Source organism: Pseudomonas fluorescens (assembly GCF_000967965.1).
In the GTDB taxonomy this organism is placed as follows: Bacteria; Pseudomonadota; Gammaproteobacteria; order Pseudomonadales; family Pseudomonadaceae; genus Aquipseudomonas; species Aquipseudomonas grandcourensis.
In genome coordinates this window covers 64,921-86,317 of sequence record NZ_LACC01000036.1, presented here as the reverse complement: position 1 = coordinate 86,317, position 21,397 = coordinate 64,921, and the positions used below count along the sequence as shown (strand labels likewise).

General features: G+C 62.0%; 21 protein-coding genes. 15 read left to right on the top strand and 6 right to left on the bottom strand.

What is annotated here, in order from left to right:
- Positions 1-164: 164 nt before the first annotated feature.
- The 8 genes from VC35_RS24825 (at position 165) to VC35_RS24790 (ending at position 9,700) form a co-directional block, all read left to right on the top strand.
- Positions 165-347 (top strand): hypothetical protein, encoded by a 183-nt coding sequence (locus VC35_RS24825; protein ID WP_185754851.1) that lies wholly within the window; start codon positions 165-167, stop codon positions 345-347.
- A gap of 25 nt (positions 348-372) precedes the next feature.
- Entirely contained in the window at positions 373-1,602 is a 1,230-nt protein-coding gene (locus VC35_RS24820; protein WP_046043199.1) for a Zn-dependent hydrolase, read from the top strand.
- A gap of 151 nt (positions 1,603-1,753) precedes the next feature.
- Positions 1,754-2,779, top strand: a complete 1,026-nt coding sequence (locus VC35_RS24815) for a histone deacetylase family protein (RefSeq protein WP_046043198.1) — start codon at positions 1,754-1,756, stop codon at positions 2,777-2,779.
- 244 nt (positions 2,780-3,023) lie between these two features.
- Positions 3,024-4,928: a sigma-54-dependent Fis family transcriptional regulator gene (locus tag VC35_RS24810; RefSeq protein WP_046043197.1), complete on the top strand. Its 1,905-nt coding sequence runs from the start codon at positions 3,024-3,026 to the stop codon at positions 4,926-4,928.
- Positions 4,928-6,646 (top strand): ABC transporter ATP-binding protein, encoded by a 1,719-nt coding sequence (locus VC35_RS24805; protein WP_046043196.1) that lies wholly within the window; start codon positions 4,928-4,930, stop codon positions 6,644-6,646. The genes VC35_RS24810 and VC35_RS24805 overlap by 1 nt, the downstream gene beginning before the upstream one ends.
- Positions 6,636-7,313: a subtilisin-like serine protease QhpE gene (gene qhpE, locus VC35_RS24800; protein ID WP_046043195.1), complete on the top strand. Its 678-nt coding sequence runs from the start codon at positions 6,636-6,638 to the stop codon at positions 7,311-7,313. Before VC35_RS24805 ends, qhpE begins: the two co-directional genes overlap by 11 nt.
- Complete coding sequence (qhpG, locus tag VC35_RS24795; RefSeq protein WP_046043194.1) at positions 7,310-8,608, top strand: flavin-dependent monooxygenase QhpG; 1,299 nt, start codon at positions 7,310-7,312, stop codon at positions 8,606-8,608. Before qhpE ends, qhpG begins: the two co-directional genes overlap by 4 nt.
- A 93-nt stretch (positions 8,609-8,701) precedes the next feature.
- On the top strand, positions 8,702-9,700 hold the full coding sequence (locus tag VC35_RS24790) for an acyltransferase family protein (protein ID WP_046043193.1): 999 nt from the start codon (positions 8,702-8,704) through the stop codon (positions 9,698-9,700).
- 103 nt (positions 9,701-9,803) lie between these two features.
- Here the strand turns inward: VC35_RS24790 and VC35_RS24785 are convergent, their stop codons facing one another.
- Complete coding sequence (locus VC35_RS24785; RefSeq protein WP_046043191.1) at positions 9,804-11,294, bottom strand: aldehyde dehydrogenase family protein; 1,491 nt, start codon at positions 11,292-11,294, stop codon at positions 9,804-9,806.
- A 15-nt stretch (positions 11,295-11,309) separates the two neighbouring features.
- Here VC35_RS24785 and VC35_RS29660 point away from each other — a divergent pair, with 15 nt between their 5' ends.
- The 5 genes from VC35_RS29660 (at position 11,310) to peaD (ending at position 16,336) form a co-directional block, all read left to right on the top strand.
- Complete coding sequence (locus VC35_RS29660; RefSeq protein WP_185754850.1) at positions 11,310-11,762, top strand: hypothetical protein; 453 nt, start codon at positions 11,310-11,312, stop codon at positions 11,760-11,762.
- On the top strand, positions 11,762-13,342 hold the full coding sequence (gene peaA / locus VC35_RS24780; protein ID WP_046043189.1) for a quinohemoprotein amine dehydrogenase subunit alpha: 1,581 nt from the start codon (positions 11,762-11,764) through the stop codon (positions 13,340-13,342). Before VC35_RS29660 ends, peaA begins: the two co-directional genes overlap by 1 nt.
- 96 nt (positions 13,343-13,438) lie before the next feature.
- Positions 13,439-14,869 carry a quinohemoprotein amine dehydrogenase maturation protein gene (gene peaB, locus VC35_RS24775; RefSeq protein WP_008056152.1) on the top strand — a complete coding sequence of 477 codons (1,431 nt, stop codon included), beginning with the start codon at positions 13,439-13,441 and terminating at the stop codon, positions 14,867-14,869.
- A gap of 1 nt (position 14,870) precedes the next feature.
- Positions 14,871-15,194 carry a quinohemoprotein amine dehydrogenase subunit gamma gene (gene qhpC / locus VC35_RS24770; protein ID WP_008016081.1) on the top strand — a complete coding sequence of 108 codons (324 nt, stop codon included), beginning with the start codon at positions 14,871-14,873 and terminating at the stop codon, positions 15,192-15,194.
- Positions 15,195-15,217: 23 nt separating this feature from the next.
- Positions 15,218-16,336 (top strand): quinohemoprotein amine dehydrogenase subunit beta, encoded by a 1,119-nt coding sequence (gene peaD, locus VC35_RS24765; protein WP_046043187.1) that lies wholly within the window; start codon positions 15,218-15,220, stop codon positions 16,334-16,336.
- A gap of 119 nt (positions 16,337-16,455) precedes the next feature.
- Here peaD and VC35_RS24760 read toward each other — a convergent pair whose 3' ends face one another.
- Positions 16,456-16,857 carry a lysozyme inhibitor LprI family protein gene (locus tag VC35_RS24760; RefSeq protein ID WP_046043186.1) on the bottom strand — a complete coding sequence of 134 codons (402 nt, stop codon included), beginning with the start codon at positions 16,855-16,857 and terminating at the stop codon, positions 16,456-16,458.
- Between the two features lie 62 nt (positions 16,858-16,919).
- Positions 16,920-17,318 (bottom strand): GFA family protein, encoded by a 399-nt coding sequence (locus VC35_RS24755; protein WP_046043184.1) that lies wholly within the window; start codon positions 17,316-17,318, stop codon positions 16,920-16,922.
- 198 nt (positions 17,319-17,516) lie between these two features.
- Between VC35_RS24755 and VC35_RS24750 the strand changes: the two genes are divergently transcribed.
- On the top strand, positions 17,517-18,005 hold the full coding sequence (locus VC35_RS24750) for an SRPBCC family protein (RefSeq protein ID WP_046043183.1): 489 nt from the start codon (positions 17,517-17,519) through the stop codon (positions 18,003-18,005).
- 286 nt (positions 18,006-18,291) lie between these two features.
- Here VC35_RS24750 and inhA read toward each other — a convergent pair whose 3' ends face one another.
- The gene (gene inhA, locus VC35_RS24745) at positions 18,292-18,978 is read right to left on the bottom strand and encodes an isonitrile hydratase (protein ID WP_046043182.1); all 687 of its coding nucleotides are present in this window, start codon (positions 18,976-18,978) and stop codon (positions 18,292-18,294) included.
- Between the two features lie 89 nt (positions 18,979-19,067).
- Between inhA and VC35_RS24740 the strand changes: the two genes are divergently transcribed.
- Complete coding sequence (locus VC35_RS24740; protein WP_046043181.1) at positions 19,068-20,051, top strand: GlxA family transcriptional regulator; 984 nt, start codon at positions 19,068-19,070, stop codon at positions 20,049-20,051.
- 38 nt (positions 20,052-20,089) lie between these two features.
- On the opposite strand, the gene VC35_RS24735 is transcribed toward VC35_RS24740, so the two are convergent.
- Positions 20,090-20,722 (bottom strand): BRCT domain-containing protein, encoded by a 633-nt coding sequence (locus tag VC35_RS24735; RefSeq protein ID WP_046043180.1) that lies wholly within the window; start codon positions 20,720-20,722, stop codon positions 20,090-20,092.
- An 11-nt stretch (positions 20,723-20,733) separates the two neighbouring features.
- Positions 20,734-21,123 (bottom strand): hypothetical protein, encoded by a 390-nt coding sequence (locus tag VC35_RS24730; RefSeq protein ID WP_046043179.1) that lies wholly within the window; start codon positions 21,121-21,123, stop codon positions 20,734-20,736.
- Positions 21,124-21,397 lie beyond the last annotated feature (274 nt).

The window sequence follows — 21,397 nt, the reverse complement described above, 5'->3', positions numbered from 1 at the left end:
AGAAAATTGACTAATCATGGTCCCGGAACGAAAAATCATCCCCAGACCGGCGCCGCCAGAGCTCCGTGGATTTTCCGTTTCTCTCCTGCCAGAAAAATAACCAAAGGAGTCCCCCATGAAGCCTCCCGCTTCGTCCCAGCCGCGCCGTGCTGGTGTTCGGCGCGTTGTTTTTTCCCTCCGATGACAAACAGTTCAGCACCATGGCCGCTTTCGGCACGTTCGCCGTGGGTGGCGAGTGGGGCGGGGCGGTGTTCTACAGCCTGATCGCCGCGACTTCGCTGCTGTGTGTGCTGTCCCTTGCCCGTCGCCATGCCAGCGCCGAACGCGTGGAACTGGCCAAGGCCTGATCCCTGAATTTTCCTGGAGAAACTCATGTTGAAGATCAATGGCGAACGCCTCTGGGCGAGCCTGATGGCGATGGCCGAAATCGGTGCCACCGCCCGTGGCGGCAGCTGCCGCCTGGCCCTGAGCGATGAGGACAAGGCCGGTCGTGAACTCTTTGCCCACTGGTGCCGCGAAGCCGGCATGACCCTGAGCGTGGATGCCATTGGCAACCTGTTCGCCCGCCGCGCCGGTACTGATCCCGACGTTGCGCCGGTGATGATGGGCAGCCACCTCGACACCCAGCCCGAAGGCGGGCGGTTCGATGGCGTGTACGGCGTGCTTGCCGGCCTGGAAGTGGTGCGATGCTTGAATGATCTGGGCATCCAGACCCGCAAGCCGCTGGAAGTGGCGGTGTGGACCAACGAAGAAGGCGTACGCTTCACCCCGGCGATGTTCGGCTCGGCGGTGTTCACCGGCATCATGGCGCTGGACGCCGCGCTGGCGGTGCGCGACATCGATGGCGTCAGCGTCGCCGAGGCGCTGCAACGCACCGGCTATGCCGGCGAGCGCCCGCTGGGCGGCGCGGTGGATGCGTACTTTGAAGCCCACATCGAACAAGGGCCGATCCTCGAAGACAACGCCAAGAGCATCGGCGTCGTCAGCGGCGGCCAGGCGATTCGCTGGCTCGACGTACGGGTAGAAGGCATGGCGGCTCACGCTGGCACCACGCCTATGCCCCTGCGCAAGGACGCCTTGTACGGCGTGGCGCAGATGATCCAGGCCATCGAAGGCCTGGCGGCGGACTTCGCCCCCGAAGGCCTGACCACGGTCGGCGAGTTGAGCATCAACAAGTCGTCGCGCAACACCATTCCGGGGCTGGTGAACTTCACCGTCGACCTGCGTCATCACCGCGATGAAACCATCGAGGCGATGGAGCAACAGGTCCGTACGCGGCTGCAGGCGATAGCCGACGCTCGCGGTTTGAACCTGGCGATCACCCCGCACTGGATCAGCCCGGCGACGCCGTTCGACGCGGACTGCGTGGCGGCGGTGCAACAGGCCGTGGATGCGCTGGGCTACGCTCAACAGTCGATTGTCAGCGGCGCCGGACATGACGCGATCCACCTGGCGCGGTACTGCCCGACGGCCATGGTGTTCATCCCGTGCGTGGGTGGCCTGAGCCACAACGAAGCCGAAGACGTGTTGCCCGAAGATGTGCGGCAGGGCACCGATGTGTTGCTCAACGCGGTGTTGGCTCGAGCCGGGAAAGCCGACTAAACACAATCCCTGTAGGAGCGAGCCTGCTCGCGATAGCGGTGGATCAGTCGCCATCAATGTTGAATGTGCCGACCTCATCGCGAGCAGGCTCGCTCTTACAGAGGGATGTGTCCGGTTTCAAGATTTTCGTTAACTGACAGGTATTCATTCCATGCGCAGTTTTTTCCACCCAGAACAATTACTCCACCATCCCCGCAGTTACTACTCCCGTGGCCAGATGCGTACGCCGCAGGAAGTGCCTGAGCGCGCACAGCGCCTGGTGCAGGCGTCTCACGCGTTGGGGTTTACCGTCGAGCAACCGGCCGATGCCGGGCTCGATCCGCTGCTGGCGGTGCACGGTGCGCCGTACCTCACGTTTTTGCAGGAAGCCCATCAGCGCTGGAAAGAGATTCCCGAGGATTGGGGCGACGAGGTGATGTCTAACATCTTCGTCCGCGAGCCCAATGCCCTGCGCGGGATTCTCGCGCAGGCGGCGCGCTATCTGGCCGACGGCAGTTGCCCGGTGGGCGAGCAGACCTGGCGTTCGGCCTACTGGTCGGCGCAAAGCGCCATCGCCGGGGCCCGGGCGTTGCTCGATGGCGAGCCGGCAGCCTATGCCCTGTGCCGTCCACCGGGTCACCACGCCCGAGCGGAAGCGGCGGGTGGTTTCTGTTATGTGAACAATGCGGCGGTGGCGGCGCAGGTATTGCGCGGCGGTTTTTCGCGGGTGGCGGTGCTGGATACTGACATGCACCACGGCCAGGGGATTCAGGAGATTTTCTACGACCGCGATGACGTGCTTTACGTGTCGGTGCACGGCGATCCGACCAACTTCTATCCGGGCGTCGCAGGTTTCGCCGATGAGCGCGGTGTCGGGGCGGGGGAGGGTTTCAACCTCAACCTGCCGATGGCCCATGGCGCGAGCGAGGCGGATTTTCTCGAGCAATTGGATGTAGCGCTGCAGGAGGTGAAGGACTTTGGCGCCGAGGTGCTGGTGTTGTCCCTGGGCTTCGATATTTTCGAACTGGACCCGCAGAGCAAAGTGGCGGTGACTCGCGAAGGTTTTGCCGTGCTCGGGGAGCGGATTCGCAGCCTGGGGTTGCCGTGCCTGATTGTGCAGGAGGGCGGGTATCACCTGGAGAGTCTGGAGGACAATGCGCGAGCGTTTTTTGTGAGCACTGAGGTTTGGCAGCTCTGAGATCTTGGGTGTCTGGAAGATCGCTTTCGCGGGCAAGCCCGCTCCCACAGGTTTCGCGTCGTCCACAAATCTGCGGTTCTACTCGGACACTGTGGGAGCGGGCTTGCTCGCGAAGAACGATAACGTGGTCTACCTGACGGAACACAAGCGCCCTACGGCACTTGCCATAGCCCTTACGTTAACGTAAAGATTGCTCCAGGGCGCCGACGTATGAAGGCGCAGGGTGGACGACCCGGAGCGCTTGATGACGCTAATAAAAACAAACTCCCCCAAACTGCATCGCGAAGCCCGGTTGGCCCGGGAAAAGCTGCACCTGGAAGGCGAAGTGCCGGATGGCGTCCTGCGGGCGGAAATCGATGCCTCGTGGCGGCGCAGCCTGAGCCATGGCGTGCATTTCAATGCCAAGCATGAGTTGGCGCTGGAATCGAGTGCCAGCCTCGACGTGTTGCTGGCCAGCAACCGTTTGCTGATCGACGCCGCGCTACCAGCGATCGATTACCTGGCCGAGCGTCAGGGCAAGGAGGGGCTGATCATCCTCGCCAACTCCGACGCCACTATCCTCGCCGTCGAAGGCCGCGCCGACCGTCTCAAGGGCAGTGGCTTGCAGGACATCACCCTCGGCGCCTGCTGGAGCGAAGCGGTTCGCGGCACCAACGCCCTCGGCACGGCGCTGGTGGAAGCCCGGCCGACCCTGATCGATTGCGGCGAACATTATCTGGATCGCCTCAGTGATTTTTCCTGCACTTCGGTGCCGATCCATTGCCCCCAAGGCGACATTCTTGGCGTCCTCGACCTGACCCGCGAAGGCCCCCTCGGTCGCGCCCACGACAGCACCGCGCTGCTGGCCATGGCGGTCAGCCAGATCGAAAGCCGGGTGTTCAACGCCAGTTATCCGGACGAAATCGTCCTGGCGTTCCACAGCCGCAGGCAATACCTGGAGTCCCCGTGGCAAGGCCTGCTGGCCGTGAGCCTCGGCGGGCAGATCCTGGCGGTCAGCGCCCAGGCCTGCCAGTTGCTCCACGCCGAGCGCTCGGCCCTGGTCGGTCGGCGCTGCGAGGAGTTTCTCGGCGTCGACGGCCTGCAGTTGTTGGCGCGCCTGCATCAAGGTGGGGCTGGCAGCCTGCAAACCGCCAAGGGTGAATTCTTCTACAAAACCCTGCGCGCGCCGCAACGCTCGATCAATGTCAGCAGCCCGCCGCGCACTGCGGCGAAAACACCCAAGGCGCAACCGGATCTGGAAGCGCTGGCCGGCAGCAATACGCGCTACGCCCGAGCCTTGCGCATGGCCCGTCAAGGCCTGGCCAATGAGTTGCCGGTCTTGTTGCTGGGCGAAACCGGCACCGGTAAGGAGGTCATCGCCCGCGCCCTGCACATGGCCGGAGCGCGCTGTGACAAACCCTTCGTGGCGGTGAACTGCGCGGCCATTCCCGAAGGCCTGATCGAGTCCGAACTGTTCGGCTACCGCGAAGGCGCGTTCACCGGTTCACGCCGGGGCGGCATGGTCGGGCGCTTGCAGCAGGCCCATGGCGGCACCTTGTTCCTTGATGAAATCGGCGACATGCCATTGGCCTTGCAGGCCCGGCTGTTGCGGGTGTTGCAGGATCGCAAGGTCGCGCCCCTGGGCGCAGGCGAAGAGCAGGACATCGACGTCGCGCTGATCTGCGCCACCCACCGCGACCTCAAGCGCCTGGTGGAAGAAAAACACTTTCGCGAGGACCTGTTCTACCGGGTCAACGGCATCAGCGTGATGCTCCCGGCCCTGCGCGAACGCGAGGATTTCGGCGCGCTGGTCAGTCGCATGCTGTCAACACTGGGCGCCCCCACCGTGGTCCTGCACGACGATCTCGATCGCTTGCTTAGCGGCTATCACTGGCCGGGCAACATCCGCCAACTGGAGATGGTCCTGCGCACCGCGCTGGCCATGCGCGAACCGGGCGAAACCGTGCTGACCCTCGATCACTTGCCCGACAGCATGCTCGACGAGTTGACCGCCAGCGAACGGCCCCAGGCCGGCAGCATCCGGGAAAACGAACTGGAGCTGATTCGTCAGTCCCTGGACACGCACCAGGGCAACGTCTCGGCCGCCGCCGACGCCCTGGGCATCAGCCGCGCGACGCTTTATCGCAAGCTCAAACAGTTGCGTTCGTGATGCAGCGCTTGATCGTTCGGCTGATCGACAGCCAGAACCCCGAGGCCCTGCAAGCATCGCTGCGCTGGCTGTACAGCTTCGTGCGACCCCATCGCCTGGCGATTGCCGGGCTGTTGGGTTTGTCGGTCTGCGCCTCGGCGCTGGTGCTGGTGCAGCCGTGGCTGACCAAACTGCTGATCGACGATGGCCTGTTGGCGCGCAACTTCCCGATGCTGGTGTTGATTGCCGGGCTGATGATCGTCGCGGGGTTGCTGGGGACGGCGCTCTCGGGCATCAACCGCTACCTGCACACGCGACTGTCCGGGCGCATGCTGTTTGCTCTGCGCGACGACCTGTACCGGCATTTGCAAACCCTGTCGCCGAGCTTTTACGGCCAGCGGCGCATCGGCGACCTGATGTCGCGCCTCGATGGCGACGTCGCGGAAATCCAGCGGTTTGCCGTGGACTCGCTGTTCTCGGCGGTGTCGAGTGTGATCGGCCTGGTGGTCGCCATCGCGATGCTGCTGACGCTGTCCTGGAAACTCTCGTTGCTGGCCCTGGTGCTGATTCCCCTCGATGTCCTCTGGCTGCGCTGGATGCGGCGCAAGGTCGAGCGCGATGTGCGGCAGTTGCGCGAGCGTTCGGCGGACATGTCGTCGTTCATGGTCGAGACGCTGCCGGTGATGAAATTCATCCAGTCCGCCGGTCAGCAACAGCGCGAAGCACGGCGCCTCGAGACGCTGGGGCAGGGCTACATGAGCCAGTTGCTGCGTCTGCAAGTCACCGAATTTTTCACCCAGGCCGTGCCCGGTACCCTGACCTCGCTGTCCCGGGCCTGCGCATTCTTGATCGGCGGTTACTGGGTGGTGCAGGGCACCTGGCAACTCGGCGCGCTGATTGCGTTTTCCACTTACCTGGGCATGGCCGTGGGGCCGGTGCAGAGCTTGCTCGGGCTCTACGTCGCCATTCAGCGGATGACCGTCAGCCTCGGCCGGGTCATGGAACTGCGAGGGGAACAACCGACCGTGTTGACGCCCGCCGCGCCACGGGCGATGCCCAATGGCGGCGATCTCTGGTTCGACAACGTGCACTTCGCCCATCCCGGCCGTCAGTCGACCCTGCGCGGCATCGAAGCGCGGATTCCCTACGGTATGAAAGTGGCCCTCAGTGGCGGCTCGGGCGTGGGTAAATCCACCCTGATCGACCTGCTGCAACGTCATCACGATCCGCAATCGGGCCGGGTACTGCTGGGCGACGTCGATCTGCGTGAACTGGACCTGTTCCAGTTGCGTCGGCGCATTGCCATCGTCAGCCAGGACATCGTGCTGTTTCGCGGCAGCCTCGCCGACAACCTGGCCTACGCGGTGCCGGATGCCAGCCGCGAGGCGATTGCCGACGTGGCGCGACTGGCGCAACTCGACAGTCTGATCGAGTCCTTGCCCGAAGGCCTCGACAGCCCGTTGGGCGAGCGGGGTCAGCAGTTGTCCGGAGGGCAGAAACAACGCATCGCGATTGCCCGGGCGCTGTTGCAGGACCCTTTGATCCTGGTGCTTGATGAAGCCACGTCCGCGGTGGATGAAGCCACCGAGCGCGAAGTCATCGACGCCATCGACCGCTTGTTCGCCGGGCGTACGCGGATCCTGATCAGCCATCGCCCCTCAACCCTGGCCGATGCCGATCTGCGCTTCGAATTGCTCGACGGCGTGCTGACCTCGAAAACGGTGCTGCATGAAACCTGAGTTACGCATTGGTGTGGTGGACAGCGGCCACTCGGCGGCACAACGGGTGCAAGTGATCGCCGGTCGGCGCTTTTCATTGCTTGAAGACGGCCTGGCCGAGGGCGACTTGCGCGACGACCCGCTGGGGCATGGCAGCGCGGTGATCGAGGCGATCGGCCGGCGTGCACCTTCGGCGCTATTTTGCGTGGCCCAGGTGTTCGACCAGCGGGGTGTCACCAGCGCCTTGCAGATCGCCACGGCGATTGACTGGCTGCTGACGCAGGACGTGCGACTGATCAATCTGAGCCTCGGCCTGCGCCAGGATCGCAGCCTGTTGCGTGCGGCCTGTGCGGCGGCGGTGGCACGGGGCGTGCTGCTGTGTGCGTCGAGCCCGGCCCAAGGGGAAGGGGTGTATCCGGCGAACTATCCGCAGGTGGTGCGGGTGACCGGCGATGCACGGTGCGCCGAGCAGGAATGGTCGTGGCTCAACAGCGCCCAGGCGGATTTCGCCGCCTGTGTGCATGGCACCTACCCTGGGCAATCCGGGGCGAGCCTCGGTTGTGCGGCGTTGAGCGGACACATCGCCGGGTTCCTCGCCGAACAGCCTGACGCCAGCAATGCGCAAGTCATCGAGTGGTTGCGCGACCATGCCCGTTACCGTGGCCCTGAACGGCGCTTCGGGCCATGACCGACATCGTCATTCTTGGCGCCGGACCGGCCGGCGCCGCCGTCGCACTGGGATTGCGGCGGCTGGGCCATGGCGTCACGCTGATCAGCGAATGGCGTCGGTTTGCCGCGCTCGAAGGCGTGTCCGTGCGGGTTCTGGATGCCTTGCGCAGCGCGGGCCTGCATCAGGCGTTGGCGGAAGCGGCGCTGCCGTCTCAACGCCAGGTGAACTGGAATGGTCAGCACCATGCGCAGAACATCGAATACTTGCTCGACCGCCCGGTTTTTGATCGAGGCCTGCGTGAGGATTTGCGCCTGGCGGGGGTCGAGCTGATCGAAGGCCGGGTGCTGACGGTTCAGTCATCGGCCAATGGCCACCGAATCGAAATCGACGGCCGTGAACCGCTGCTCGCACCGTTTCTGGTGGAAGCTCGAGGACGTCAGGCCCCCGCTATCGGCAAGGGCTTGCGTGGACCCGAGACGGTCAGTTTGCTCAATCGCTGGCAGGGTTTGCCGGGCAGCACCGCCAGTGCCGTGGAAAGCCTCGAGGATGGCTGGGCATGGATGGCACGGCGCGCCGACGGCCAGTGTTACTGGCAATGGACGGTGGACGTGGCCAGCGCCGGGTTGCCGGGCAAGGCCATGTTGCTCGATTACTGCCGACAGCGGCGCCAGGGTTCGAAGCTGGCCACGGCTTTTTTTGCTGGCGAAGCGGAAGCTGATCTACAGCTGCACGCCCGCAGCAGCACGGCGATTCTGAGCCCGCAGGTGTGTGGCGAAAACTGGATTCGGGTCGGCGATGCGGCCATGGCGGTCGACCCGTTGTCGGGCAACGGGATTTTTCAGTCCTTGTCTTCGGCGTTGCAAGCGCCGGCAGTGATCAACACGCTGCTGTGCAAACCTGAGCGGGCGGCTCTTGCCCAGCGTTTCCACCAGCAGCGGTTGGAGCAATTGTTTTTGCGGTTTGCGCGGATCGGCCGGGATTTTTATGCCGATGAACAACGCTGGCTGGATCAGCCGTTCTGGCAGGCACGACGGAACTGGCCGGACGCCGAGGTGGCCCATGCCGAGGCGGATTTCAATGCGCTGAGGGTTGAGCGGGCGCCAGTGTTGCGTGACGGTTTTGTCGATGAGGCCGAGGTGGTGATCACTGCGGATCAGCCGCTGGGCATCTGGCATGTGCAAGGGGTTGAGGTGGCGGCGTTGGTGCAGAGGTTAAAGCAGGGAGAGCCGGCGGAGCAGGCGTTGGCCGGTTTGACGGTGGAGCAGGGGCGGATGGTTCGCAGCTGGTTGCTGGGTCAGGGTTTCAAACCCTGAGTGAAGAACCTCCGGAGCCGGCGAAAAGCCTGTTCTCCCAGCGCAAAGCATCGTAATTTACGCGCCATAACGACAAGGAATTTTGGGGTGTAAGTGGGAGTCTATCGTCTGCTATTGGCCGTTCTGGTGGCCGTTTCTCATATGGGCAAGACGTTCATGGGGCTAAACCCCGGCGTGATTGCCGTGATGTCCTTCCTGATCATCAGCGGTTTCGTGATGACCTCGCTGATCGAGCGCAACTACAAGGCGCCGGAGAAAGTCGGCCTGTTCTACCTGGACCGCGCCCTGCGGCTCTACCCTCAATTCCTGTTCTACTTCGCAGTTTCCTGTGCGGTGATCTATTTCCTGCTGCCCGGCACGCCTCAAACCGCCGAGCTGACGCTGCGCAACATCGCCGCAAGCCTGGCTATTGTGCCACTCGGTTTCTACATGTTCGGAGCGGCAGGATCGTGGATCTTGCCGCCGGCCTGGTCTTTGGGGCTTGAGATGTGCTTCTACCTGGTGATCCCTTTCCTGATCATCTACAGGGCGCGGGGCGTTGCGTTTGCTCTATCGGTCGTTGTCTTCATGGTCGCGTGCCTGGGTTTCATCAACACCGACCTGTACGGCTACCGTCTATTGCCGGGCGTACTGTTCATGTTCCTGTGCGGCAGCTACCTGTACAAAGCGCAGCCGAAGGATCTGGCGATCGCTGCCGGCACCACCGTGGTGGCGGCCCTGATGTTTGCGGCCATCATGGCGGGATGGATAGAGCGCCGACCGTTCAATGCCGAAGTGACCGCCGGCATAGCGCTGGGCGTGCCGGCCGTGTACCTGCTGACAAAGCTCAGGTTTCACCGGATTGACGAGTTCCTCGGCAATATCAGCTACGGCGTGTTCCTGAATCACTATGTGGTGATGTACTTCCTGCACGCTATCTGGTCGGTTGCCTACGATGGGGCCATTGTTGCAACGGTGCTGGCCTTGTCGTTGCTGCTCAGCGGCGTTTCGTACTACTGCGTCGAACGGCCGGCCCTGAAGCTTCGTCACGCGCTTCGGGCCGGCGCAAAAACTGGGGTGGGTCAACCGCAGGGCCGCAAAACAGCGGCGTAGTGGCTGGGGGGGCGCCTTCGCGGGCAAGCCCGCTCCCACCGGGGAACGCATTCCGATGTGGGAGCGGGCTTGCCCGCGAAAGCGGACTAAAGAACGCTGCAAATTACAATTTGATCAACACCGACTTCAGCTCGGTGTAATGCTCGATCGCCGCATACCCCATCTCACGCCCGACCCCGGACATCTTGTAGCCGCCGAATGGCAACGCCGGGTCCAGGGCGCTGTGGCAGTTGACCCACACCGATCCTGACTTGATCCGTGGAATCATCCGGTGCACCGCCGCCAGGTCATTGGACCAGATGCTCGCCCCCAGGCCGTAGGGGCTGTCGTTGGCCATGCGCAGGGCATCGGCCTCGTCATCGAACGGAATCGCCACCAGCACCGGCCCGAAGATTTCTTCCTGCACCAGTGAGTGCTTCTGATCGACGTCGACAATCACTGTCGGCTTGACGAAGAACCCCGGCCCGAACTGTTCACCGCCGCAGGCGATGGTCGCACCGCTTTCCCGGCCCTTTTCGATGTACCCGTAGACGCGCTCCTGCTGCCGCGCCGAGATCAATGGCCCCATGTCGACGCTCGGGTCCAGGCCGTTGCCGAGTTTCATGGCGTTGGCGATGTCGCTGATGTCCGCCACCACATTGTCGAAGTGCTTGCGCTGCACATACAGCCTGGAACCTGCGCAGCAGACCTGGCCCTGGTTGAAGAAGATCGCGCTGGCGGCCCCGGCCGCGGCGGTTTTCAGGTCAGCGTCGGCCATGACGATGGTTGGCGATTTGCCGCCCAGTTCCAGGGTGACCCGGGTCATGGAATCCATGGCGATCTTGCCGATTTGCTTGCCCACCGCAGTGGAGCCGGTGAAGGTCAGCTTGTCCACCAGCGGGTTGTGGGTCAGGGCCGAACCTGCGGTGATGCCGGTGCCGGTGACCACGTTGAACACGCCTTCGGGATAACCGGCTTCCAGCACCAGCTCGGCGAGTTTCAGTGCGGTCAGCGGGGTTTCGTCGGCGGGTTTGAGCACCACCGTACAACCGGTGGCCAGGGCCGGACCTAGTTTCCAGCAGGCCAGCAACAGCGGGAAGTTCCAGGCAACGATGGCGCCGACCACGCCCACCGCTTCGCGTCGAATGAAACTGTGGAACTGGTCGTTGGGCATCAGCGGTGCCGACACGTCAACCGTAGAACCTTCGATCTTGGTCGCCCAACCGGCCATGTAGCGCAGGAAGTCGATGGACAGTTGCACGTCCATCACCTGGGCCACCGCCGCGCTTTTACCGTTGTTCAGGCATTCCAGCTGCGCCAGCAACTCGGCGTCGCGCTGCATCAGGTCGGCGAGTTTCCACAGCAGGTTCTGCCGCTCCCGGGGACGGGTGCGGGTCCAGGCTGAGTCGTCGAACGCCTGGCGGGCGGCGAGAACGGCGCGGTCGACATCCTCCGGGGTTGCCCGTGGCACCACGCACAACACCTCACCGGTGGCCGGGTTGTGCAGGGGCATGGTCTGGCCGTCGGCGGCCTCGACCCAGCCACCGCCGATGAGCATGCGCGGGGCGCGCTGGATGAATGCCGAAGTGGCGGGAAGCAGGTTTGGGAGCGACATTGGCGAGGCCTCTTGTTGTTCGTGAGAACCGGGCTTTCGCAATGGCTGTGCCAAGTCCGCGAGAACGCTGGTTCGGCCTTGGCTGGCGTGGTTTTGCTTGATGAACGGCAGTGGAGAAGACCGGGTGGTTTGTCGCAATTCGCGACAGCCGTTGAGACAACGCAGCACCTGTCCGCCACGGCCGTCAATCGTGGGCCAATGAACAGTTTTGGCCGGGCAACTATGCTGTCTCAGACTGCAACAGCTGTCGCGAAACTAGACGCAGCGGACCACATCCACGCACCGGTCAATGCAGACAAATCAACGCAAGTAATTGATAAAAAAGCTTATCCGCAAGCTGGCACGCTCTGTGTATTGCTCATCGCAGACGTTTCTCTTGCCTCCGTCAGCGGTTCGCCGCTGGCGGCAGAAACCATAAAAACGATAAGCCACAACAATAAGAACGCACCGTGCGAGGTTCGACGTTGATGAAGAGAAAACTCCGATCAGGCATGAGCGCCAGCCTGCTGGCCGTAGCCGCTTGTATAGCGCTGCATTCGCCTCATAGCCTGGCAGCCCGCGACGCCCAGACCATCCTCAAGGAAACCTGTCAGGGCTGTCACACCCCCGAAGCCGATAACGCTCTCAGCCGCATCAGCCACCAGCGCAAAACGCCGGAAGGCTGGTTGATGAGCATCGCCCGTATGCAGACCATGCACGGTTTGCAGATCAGCGATGACGACCGTCGCACGCTGGTCAAGTACCTGGCTGACACCCAGGGCCTGGCGCCGAGCGAAACCGATGGCGTGCGTTATGCGCTGGAGCGGCGACTCAACACCGTCGAACACTTCGACGACCAGACCAGCCAGATGTGCGGCCGCTGCCACTCCGGTGCACGGGTTGCCCTGCAACGGCGTCCGGCCCAGGAGTGGGAGCGCCTGGTGAACTTCCACCTCGGTCAGTGGCCGTCCCTGGAGTACCAGGCGCTGGCCCGGGACCGCGACTGGTTCGACATCGCCCGCAAGGACATCGTGCCGCTGCTGGTCAAGCGTTATCCGCTGGACAACCCGGCCTGGGAAAAATGGCAGAGCGCGGCGCCCAAAGCCGGTGCTCTGGTGGGCGACTGGAGCTTCAGCGGCCACTTGCCGGGCAAGGGTGAGCTGGCCGGTGTCATGACTGTGAGTGCCGATGGCAGCGACACCTTCAAGGTCAGCGTCAAAGGTCAGTACGCCGACGGCAGCCCGTTCAATGGCGACGGCAGCGCGATCCTCTACACCGGCTACGAATGGCGCGGCAACGTGACCATCGATGGCGTGACCATGCGCCAGGTGTTCGCCGCCCAAGGCAATGCGATGCAGGGCCGGATGTTCGAGGCCGAGCACGACGAGCGCGGCCTGGACTTCGTCGCCGCCAAGCAAGGCTCCAACCGTTTGCTGGCGGTGCAGCCGGGCTATCTGAAGGCTGGCAGCGAAACCGAAGTGACCCTGATCGGCAGCGGCATGAGCGGCAAGCCGGACTTCGGCAAAGGCGTGGAAGTGCTCGAAGTGGTCGAGCAGAGCCCTGAGCGGATCAAGGTCAAGCTCAAGGCCGCCGCCAATGCCCAACCGGGCGTGCGCGCGGTCAGCGTCGGCGCGTTGAAGGGCCCGAGTCTGTCGGTGTACAGCAAGATTGCCTCGGTCAAGGTTGTGCCGGAGTTCTCGGTGGCACGGATCGGCGAGGGCGGTGGTTCGACGCCGAAAGTCCAGGGGCGTTTCGACGCGGAAGCCTGGGGCAAGGGCGCTGACGGCAAGCCGTATCGCATCGGTGTGTTCCCGGCGCAGTGGAAAGTCGAAGCCTTCGACGACCGCGCCAAGGAAGACGAAGACGTCAAGTTCGCCGGCACCATGCAGGCCGACGCGGGCGTGTTCACCCCGGGCGATGCCGGGCCAAACCCGGCACGCAAGATGTCCACCAACAATGCCGGCAACCTCAAGGTGATCGCCGCCGTCGACGACGCAGGGAAATCCCTGACCGGTGAAGGCCACATGATCGTGACCGTGCAACGCTGGAACAATCCACCCATTCCATGAGTTGGCTGTCCTTGGCTTAACACGGCTTCAAGGCTACAGACACTTTTCGGAATGACCGCAAGCCCCGCCAAGCGGGGCCTGCACAGGAGGTTGGCAATGGGCGCTATCTTGAATCTGGTCGAACGCAACCTGCACGAAGTGCAGGTCGATGCAGACCGCATGCTGTTTCACATCCCCAGCAGTTCGCTGTTCGCCAGCGATGAACTGACGGGTACCATCATCGATACCTTGCGCGGGCCCGGTTGTTCCTCGGACGACCTGATCCAGCGCCTGGCCGCGCGTTTCAACGGCGAGGAAATCACCGAGACCCTGCGCGAGCTGATGGCCCTGGAACTGGTCAGCGACGGTTCGCCGCTGACCCCGGACATCGCCACCAAGCGTGTCGAGCGCACGGCGATCAATACCGTGGTGCTCAACGTCAACACCGGCTGCAACCTGAGCTGCACGTATTGCTACAAGGAAGACCTCGACAAGCCGTCGGCGGGCAAGAAGATGGACGTCGAAACGGCGATCGCCTCGGTAGAAATGCTGCTGCGCGAATCCCCGGACGAAGAGCGTTTCACCGTGGTGTTCTTCGGCGGCGAACCGCTGAGCAACCGCAAGCTGATCGAGTACATGGTCGACTACTGTGAGAAGCGTTTTCGCGAGGCGGGCAAGTTCGTCGAATTCGTCATGACCACCAACGCCACGCTGCTCACCGAAGAAACCGTGGACTACCTCAACGCCCACCGTTTCGGGCTGTCGGTGAGCATCGACGGGCCGAAGACCGTGCACGACCGCAACCGTATCACCGTGGGCGGGCAGGGCACGTACGACGTGGTGCGGCGCAAGGCCGAGATGCTGCTGTCGCGCTACAACAGCCGTCCGGTCGGTGCCCGCGTAACGCTCACCACCGGTGTGACCGACGTCGAAACCATCTGGGATCACCTGTTCAACGAACTGGGTTTTGCCGAAGTCGGCTTCGCCCCGGTGACCTCCGGCGACATCAGCAGCTTCAACCTCACCAGCGATGAACTGGTGCAGGTGTTCGCCAACATGAAGGCCCTCGGTCGACGCTATCTGGAAGCGGCGCTGGAGCACCGCAACATCGGTTTCTCCAACCTGCACCAGCTCATCACCGACATCCACGAAGGCCACAAGAAAGCCCTGCCATGCGGCGCGGGCCTGAAGATGCTGGCGGTGGATCACAAGGGCGAACTGAACCTGTGCCACCGCTTTACCGGTTCGAGCCTGCCGACCTTCGGCAATGTCCACAGCGGCGTGAAACAGGTGGAGTTGAACGACTTCCTGTCCCAGCGCCTGGACCGCACCAACACCGGGTGCGAAGACTGCCAGATCCGCAACCTGTGTTCCGGCGGCTGCTACCACGAGAGCTACGCCCGCTACGGCGATCCGACGCACCCGACCTATCACTACTGCGAACTGATGCGTGACTGGGTCGACTTCGGCATCGAGGTCTACACCCGGATCATGGCCAATAACCCTGCGTTCATCAGCAGTTACATCACTCCGCGCAAGGCTCACTGATATGAAACATCTCAAGGCAATCAATAACAAAGCGTTGAAGCTGGATCAGGCCGCGGATGAAAACCGCATTGAAGAAGTGGTGGCCATGAGTTCCGTGGCGGGCTGTGCCTCGACCACCGACCCGGGCTGGGAAATCGATGCGTTCGGCGGTGTGTCGTCGCTGTGCCAGCCGATGGAGGCCGACCTCTACGGTTGCTCCGACCCCTGCTGGTGGCCGGCCCAGGTGCCCGACATGATGAGCACCTACCCGGACTGGAACAAGGATGCCCAGGCGTCCAACGACAACTGGCGCAACCTCGGCACTGTCTTCCCGAAAGACAAGTGATCGGATATCAGAAGGATTCCAGCATGCGTAATATCAAAGCCTGCGGCCTGGCCGCGTTCGCCGTTCTGAGCAGCTGTTCGGTCAGTGTCCTGGCCGATGAAAACACCGCACTGCAAGACGGTCACGAGTACATGTTGACCACGAACTACCCGAACAACCTGCACGTAATCGACCTGGCCACCGACACCCTGTTCAAGACCTGCAAGATGCCCGATGCCTTCGGCCCCGGCACCGTGCAACTGTCGCCGGACCGCAAGACCGCCTACGTGCTGAACAATCACTATGCGGATGTCTACGGCGTCGAACTGGACAGTTGCAAGCAGGTGTTCCACGCCAGCATCACCCAGAAGCCGGGGGAGAAAGCGCGCTCGATGTTCGCCTTCACCCTCAGCCACGACGGCAAGGAGCTGTACACCGTCGCCAACCCGACGCTGATGATGAGCGATCGCTACGAAGTGCAGCAGCCCCGGCTCGACGTGTACAAGACCGACGCCGGCATGGACGCCAAGCCGGTGCGCAGTTTCCCGGCGCCGCGCCAGCTGACCATCATGCAGAGCGGTGACGACGGCACCTTGTATGTAGCCGGGGCGGACGTCTACAAGGTCAATGTGCAAACCGGCAAGTTCGACGTGCTGATCCCCAGCCGCCACTGGAAGCGCCCGAATTACAGTGCGCCGGACGTGCTCTACGTGTGGAACCAGCAGACTTACCGGCATGACTTCTCGCTGCTCTACACCGCCGCGAAGTTCAAGGACAAGAAACAGGACCTGGCCACCGCCGAATACCTGTACGGCCTGTTCAGCGTTGACCTGAAGACCGGCAAGACCGAAACCACCGACTTCGGGCCTCTGACCGAAATCTACTTCAGCGGCATGCGCTCGCCCAAGGACCCGAACCTGATGTTTGGCGTGCTCAACCGCCTGGCCAAGTACGACATCAAACAGAAGAAAATGCTCCAGTCCGCCACGCTCGATCATTCCTACTACTGCATTTCCTTCAACAAGGACGGCAGCAAGATCTACCTGGCGGGGACCTTCAACGACGTGGCGATCTTCGATGCCGACAGCCTGAAGCAGACAGGCAGCATCAAGTTGCCGGGCGGGGACATGGCGATTACCACGGCGCAGATTTTTGTCCGGTAATTGCGACGCCTGAGCTGACGCTATCGCGAGCAGGCTCGCTCCCACAGGTTTTGTGAACACCACAAATCCAATGTGGGAGCGAGCCTGCTCGCGAAGAGGCCCTCAACAACAACGCAAAATCAAACCCCCGGCACCGGACAACTCATATCCCCCTCCTGGCACTTCAGGTAGTTCTTGAACGTCTGAACCCGTGCCTTGGTCAGCTCCGTGGTGCAGTTGCTGTAGATCAGCGGATACACACTCCCGCCTTCCACCCCGGACGCCGAGAACTTGCACTCGGCATCGCGGAACGCAACCCACGCCCGCTGCGCACCCACCAACTGCTTCTTGCTGTCCGGGTGGCTCTTGAGTCGCGAAGTGATCTGCTGGTACAGCGTATTCAATTCCTTGTCGGCGGCCGCATTCTGCTGCGCCGCGCACTTGTTCATCGTCGTCTGGTCGTTGGCGTTGTCACAATCCACGGCGAACGCCATGGAGGTGAACAACAGGGGCGTCAGCGCCAATAGTAAGCGTGGGTTCATGCTGGAGTGCTCGTTGTGACCGAATGAGAAATGCAGTGTAGCGCTGAGGGGCATTCAGCCCGCTACGCTTGCCATTGCGTGTGTTTTTCCACCGAATCGTATTCCAGCCATGGCACGTCATGGGCCGTCCAGATATGCGCTTGGGGCGTCATCCGTGGATCGGTATCCAGCGTCGCCACCCGAACGATCACATGGGGCTGGGCCGGCCGTTCGGCCATCAGGTGTGAACCGCAGGCCGAACAGAAATACCGAAACTTGCCTGGCGACGATTCATGGCGGCTCAGGCGATCCTGGCCTTTGGTCCAGCGAAAATGCTCGCGCATGACCCCGGCGGTCGATGCAAAAGCGGCTGCGTGTGCCTTGCGGCAGGTCTGGCAATGGCAGTGGCTGATGAGCATGTCGAGGCTGTCGAGTTCGTATTCGATGGCCTTGCACAGGCAACTGCCGCGCAGGTTTTCCATGTCGCTATCCTTTTCGATGCTGTTTCGAGGCAGAACGTTAGCAGTTTTGACCCTCTGATTTTGCGATAGCCCCAGAACTTATCCGTGCAAATGCGACCGAATATCTCAGGCATGATTGATTGCACATCCCCATTGGTACAACTTTAAAGTTGGTCTTGTGGTCTTACTGACCTACTGTTCAAGTACAGGAGGTGACTTATGAACCCAGCATCTGATCGCATCGAAAGGAAAATCCTGCTCAAGACCAAGCGTTCGCAGGTCTGGCGTGTGCTGGCCAATGCCGAAATGTTCGGACAGTGGTTTGGCGTGGCGCTGGCGGGCAAGCGCTTTGTGGCAGGCGAGTGGACCCAGGGGCAGATTACCTATCCCGGTTATGAGCATTTGCGCTGGAATGTACTGGTGGAGCGGGTCGAGCCGGAGCGGCTGTTTTCGTTTCGCTGGCACCCGTATGCCGTGAACCCTGAAGTCGATTACTCCCAGGAACCCACCACCCTGGTGAAATTCGAGCTCGAAGACATGGACGACGGCACGTTGCTCAAGGTCTCCGAATCCGGTTTCGATCACGTTCCCCAGGCCCGTCGAGAAAAGGCTTTCCGCATGGACAGTCGCGGCTGGGAAGAGCAAATGAACAATATCGAGCAGTTTTTGATCGACAATGCCAAGTCCCACGAGCAACAGAGTGGCTGAAATCGGCTCGAAACCTGAGGCGTCTAGGGGTTTTCGGAAGGTGGTTTATAGCGAATGTCTTACACGCGATGGTAGCGATATCGCCTGTTACAAATTGGATCCGAAGCGTATTCTGGCCTTACCCACTGAAGCACAGGAAGTGCTCAGGATCATGGATGATCGACCATATGCAAGGAACGCTACGACAAGGAGTCGTCATGGTCTTGGAAAAACCCGCTTCGGCGGGTTTTTTTGTGGGTGCATGAAAGGTCGTGGCGGCAGGAACCGGGGTCCCGCCGCCATTTCTTCACTGTCGGTCGAGTTTCGCCGCCGCGCGTTCGGTGATCTGCGCCCGCAGTTTCAACGAGCCGGCGGCCCGCTGGCGAGCCTCCTCCAGCACACTGGCCGGGGCCGTCTCGGGACTGCCCGCGGTAAACGGTGGGGCCGGGGCGTATTCCAGCTGCAACTGCACCAGCTCGGCGGTGGCCTGGTCGAACAGCTCGGCGGCCAAGGTCAGGGCGAAGTCGATACCGGCGGTGATGCCGCCACCGGTCAGCAGATTGCCGTCACGAACCACTCGGTCTTGCACCGGAATTGCGCCCAGTGGCTTGAGCAATTCGTGATACGCCCAGTGAGTGGTGGCGCGTTTACCCTTGAGCAATCCCGCCGCGCCCAGCACCAGCGAGCCGGTGCACACAGACGTGACGTACCGGGCGTTGGCGGCCTGGGCCTTGAGAAAGTCCAGGGTCTGGTCATCTTCCATCAAGGGGCCGACGCCACTGCCTCCGGGAACGCAGATCACGTCCAGTGCCGGGCAATCGTCGAAAGTGGTGGTCGGTTTCAACAGCAGGCCGGTGCTGGCGGTGACTGGCATCAGGTCCTTCCAGATCAGATGCACTTTCACATCCGGCAGCGAGGCCAGTACGTCGTAAGGGCCGGTCAGGTCCAGTTGTTGAACCTGTGGAAACAACAGAAAACCGATCTGCAACGTCATGGTGTTTTTTCTCGTGAAGTGGGTGGACGGTTTGACTCTAGGCTCGTAGGCTTTGGCGTATACGCCAATATCCCCACGAATTACGCCAAATGTCGAAAACCATCCATGTGCTCGCTTTCACCAACGTGCAATTGCTCGACGTCACCGGGCCGTTGCAGGTATTCGCTTCGGCCAACGACATCGCTCGCCAGCAAGGCCTGCCGCCACCCTATGCGCCGACGGTGATTGCCAGCGGCGGCGGGGCGGTGATGTCATCGGCGGGCTTGGCGCTGTTGGCCGAACCGTTACCGGAGGAGGGCACCGACACCCTGATCATCGCCGGTGGCTGGGGCGTTTACGTAGCGGCCGAAGATGCGCCGTTGGTCGCTTGGGTGCGCGAACATGCCCGTGGCTGCCGGCGGGTTTCCTCGGTGTGCACCGGCGCGTTCCTGCTGGCGGCCAGCGGCTGGCTCGACGGCCGGCGCGTGGTCACCCACTGGACCCGCTGCGAGCAACTGGCGCAGCAGCACCCGCGACTGCATGTCGAACCCAACCCGATCTTCATCAACGACGGCCCGGTCTGGACCTCGGCCGGGGTGACCGCCGGCATCGACCTGGCGCTGGCCATGGTCGAACAGGATCTGGGGCGCACCATGGCCCTCGAAGTCGCCCGGCAACTGGTGGTGTTTCTCAAGCGCCCGGGTGGTCAGTCGCAATTCAGCGTGACCCTGTCACTGCAACAGGAAGGCAACCGTTTCGACGAACTTCACGCCTGGATCAGCGAAAACCTGACCCACGACCTGGGCATCCCGACCCTGGCCTTGCAGGCCGGCATGAGCGAACGCAGCTTCGTGCGCCACTACCGCGCCGACACCGGCCAGACCCCGGCCCGGGCCATCGAACTGATCCGCGTCGAAACCGCGCGGCGTTTGCTCAGCGATACCGGCGTGCCGATCAAACGGGTGGCGGTGCAATGCGGCTTTGGCAGCGAAGAAACCCTGCGCCGCAGCTTCCTGCGGGCCATGGGCGTGACGCCGCAGGCTTATCGTGAGCGTTTTTCGGTCAGTGTTGGCGCAGATTCCGCAATGACTTGAGCCCTTTTTCGCCTTAGCTCGATGCAGTTACCCCACGGTCACCCGAACAGCACCCTTTGCCAGTGTTCTTCACTGATGATCGCGATAGGAACACCGCTCTCTCTCAGTTCAACGGCTTTTTTGATCTTGGTGCCATAAGTGCTATGAAGCCATTGATCGTTTCCGATGCTGCCGACCACCAGATAGTTGATTTTTTTGCTGACCGAACCACCAATCAGACCGCCGCGTTCGACTATCAGCGACTCGCATTCTTTGCGCGGACCGTAAGCCATAACCCCAGTGAACAGGAAAACTCGATCAATCCAGTTCAGTGTGGGTGCAGGGTTATCGAGTGGAAGACTGCAAGGTGTTGTGAAGATCTGGTCAGAGCCAACCGGCATACCTGCAAACTGGTGCAGCATGTCCAGTAGCTCAGCCGATTCTTCGGAGTCCAGCACGCCATCACTCAGCATGTTGGCGAGGCGTTTATAGAGGATGTTCACGACTGGATCACCCAGATGACACAAATGAACTTCGATCCAGCTCTTGAGAAACTCGGCTTCCTGCTGGTTGATCTTGCCATCGGCAGCGAGTCCAGCCGCAATGCCTACCAGCGCGTCGGCTGAACGTCTATCAATGCGTGCTTCGTGGAAGAATCCACTGTTTTGAAATTCCTGATGCAAATCGACCATTGTCCATGCTCCTAGGATTCAACTTCCGCTATTTGATTGAAATACTTCGCCCGATCCGGCGTAAACGTCACCACCATGCCCGTCCGAGCACATGTCAGTGCCCGTTCCTGTGCTAGATCCACGTTCAGGTCTTCCCCGCGCAACCCTTGCCACTGCGCGAGGTACTTGAGGGAGCCATATTTTTCGAGTTTCTTCAGGCTGCGACTCACGCCGCCTTTCCAGCCCAGTACCGGCAACTCGCCGGCAAGGCACTGTCGGGCGAGGTCGGGGAAACGAGCAGCGCGCTGGCGGCCGACTTCCCAGCATTTGATCAGGCCCTTGTCACCGGCTTCCCAGAGTTCTTCGCGGTTCAAACCGGTTCGGAGCGGGGAGTCGATGCTGCGTTGGATGCGTTGGCTCATTCTGGTTCCTTGAATTCGGGTGGTTCTGGACAGCTCCGCTGTACCCGTAGAGCAAGGATGTTAGGTGGGGATGTAACAGCTGGCAACCGGGTATTTCCTGCGAAATGGCAGGATATTGTTGATAACAGGTCGGACTCAGGCCTACACACCACCTTTGGCGAGGGAGCTTGTCGGATCGCCGCACCGTCCCGCTGGGTTGTGAAACAACCCCTTGAATTGCATGCGTGATCTGTCAGTTGTTTGGTGTTTAAGCGGTTTTGCGACTGCTGCGCAG

What these genes read in the sequence shown, in the direction of transcription:
- VC35_RS24755 (WP_046043184.1), bottom strand. Translation starts at nt 17,318, where the DNA reads ATGGAAAACCTGCGCGGCAGTTGCCTGTGCAAGGCCATCGAATACGAA.
- qhpC (WP_008016081.1), top strand. Translation starts at nt 14,871, where the DNA reads ATGAAACATCTCAAGGCAATCAATAACAAAGCGTTGAAGCTGGATCAG.
- VC35_RS24805 (WP_046043196.1), top strand. Translation starts at nt 4,928, where the DNA reads ATGCAGCGCTTGATCGTTCGGCTGATCGACAGCCAGAACCCCGAGGCC.
- VC35_RS24740 (WP_046043181.1), top strand. Translation starts at nt 19,068, where the DNA reads ATGTCGAAAACCATCCATGTGCTCGCTTTCACCAACGTGCAATTGCTC.
- VC35_RS24810 (WP_046043197.1), top strand. Translation starts at nt 3,024, where the DNA reads ATGACGCTAATAAAAACAAACTCCCCCAAACTGCATCGCGAAGCCCGG.
- VC35_RS24820 (WP_046043199.1), top strand. Translation starts at nt 373, where the DNA reads ATGTTGAAGATCAATGGCGAACGCCTCTGGGCGAGCCTGATGGCGATG.
- peaB (WP_008056152.1), top strand. Translation starts at nt 13,439, where the DNA reads ATGGGCGCTATCTTGAATCTGGTCGAACGCAACCTGCACGAAGTGCAG.
- inhA (WP_046043182.1), bottom strand. Translation starts at nt 18,978, where the DNA reads ATGACGTTGCAGATCGGTTTTCTGTTGTTTCCACAGGTTCAACAACTG.
- peaA (WP_046043189.1), top strand. Translation starts at nt 11,762, where the DNA reads ATGAAGAGAAAACTCCGATCAGGCATGAGCGCCAGCCTGCTGGCCGTA.
- qhpG (WP_046043194.1), top strand. Translation starts at nt 7,310, where the DNA reads ATGACCGACATCGTCATTCTTGGCGCCGGACCGGCCGGCGCCGCCGTC.
- VC35_RS24815 (WP_046043198.1), top strand. Translation starts at nt 1,754, where the DNA reads ATGCGCAGTTTTTTCCACCCAGAACAATTACTCCACCATCCCCGCAGT.
- VC35_RS24735 (WP_046043180.1), bottom strand. Translation starts at nt 20,722, where the DNA reads ATGGTCGATTTGCATCAGGAATTTCAAAACAGTGGATTCTTCCACGAA.
- VC35_RS24750 (WP_046043183.1), top strand. Translation starts at nt 17,517, where the DNA reads ATGAACCCAGCATCTGATCGCATCGAAAGGAAAATCCTGCTCAAGACC.
- peaD (WP_046043187.1), top strand. Translation starts at nt 15,218, where the DNA reads ATGCGTAATATCAAAGCCTGCGGCCTGGCCGCGTTCGCCGTTCTGAGC.
- qhpE (WP_046043195.1), top strand. Translation starts at nt 6,636, where the DNA reads ATGAAACCTGAGTTACGCATTGGTGTGGTGGACAGCGGCCACTCGGCG.
- VC35_RS24730 (WP_046043179.1), bottom strand. Translation starts at nt 21,123, where the DNA reads ATGAGCCAACGCATCCAACGCAGCATCGACTCCCCGCTCCGAACCGGT.
- VC35_RS24785 (WP_046043191.1), bottom strand. Translation starts at nt 11,294, where the DNA reads ATGTCGCTCCCAAACCTGCTTCCCGCCACTTCGGCATTCATCCAGCGC.
- VC35_RS24760 (WP_046043186.1), bottom strand. Translation starts at nt 16,857, where the DNA reads ATGAACCCACGCTTACTATTGGCGCTGACGCCCCTGTTGTTCACCTCC.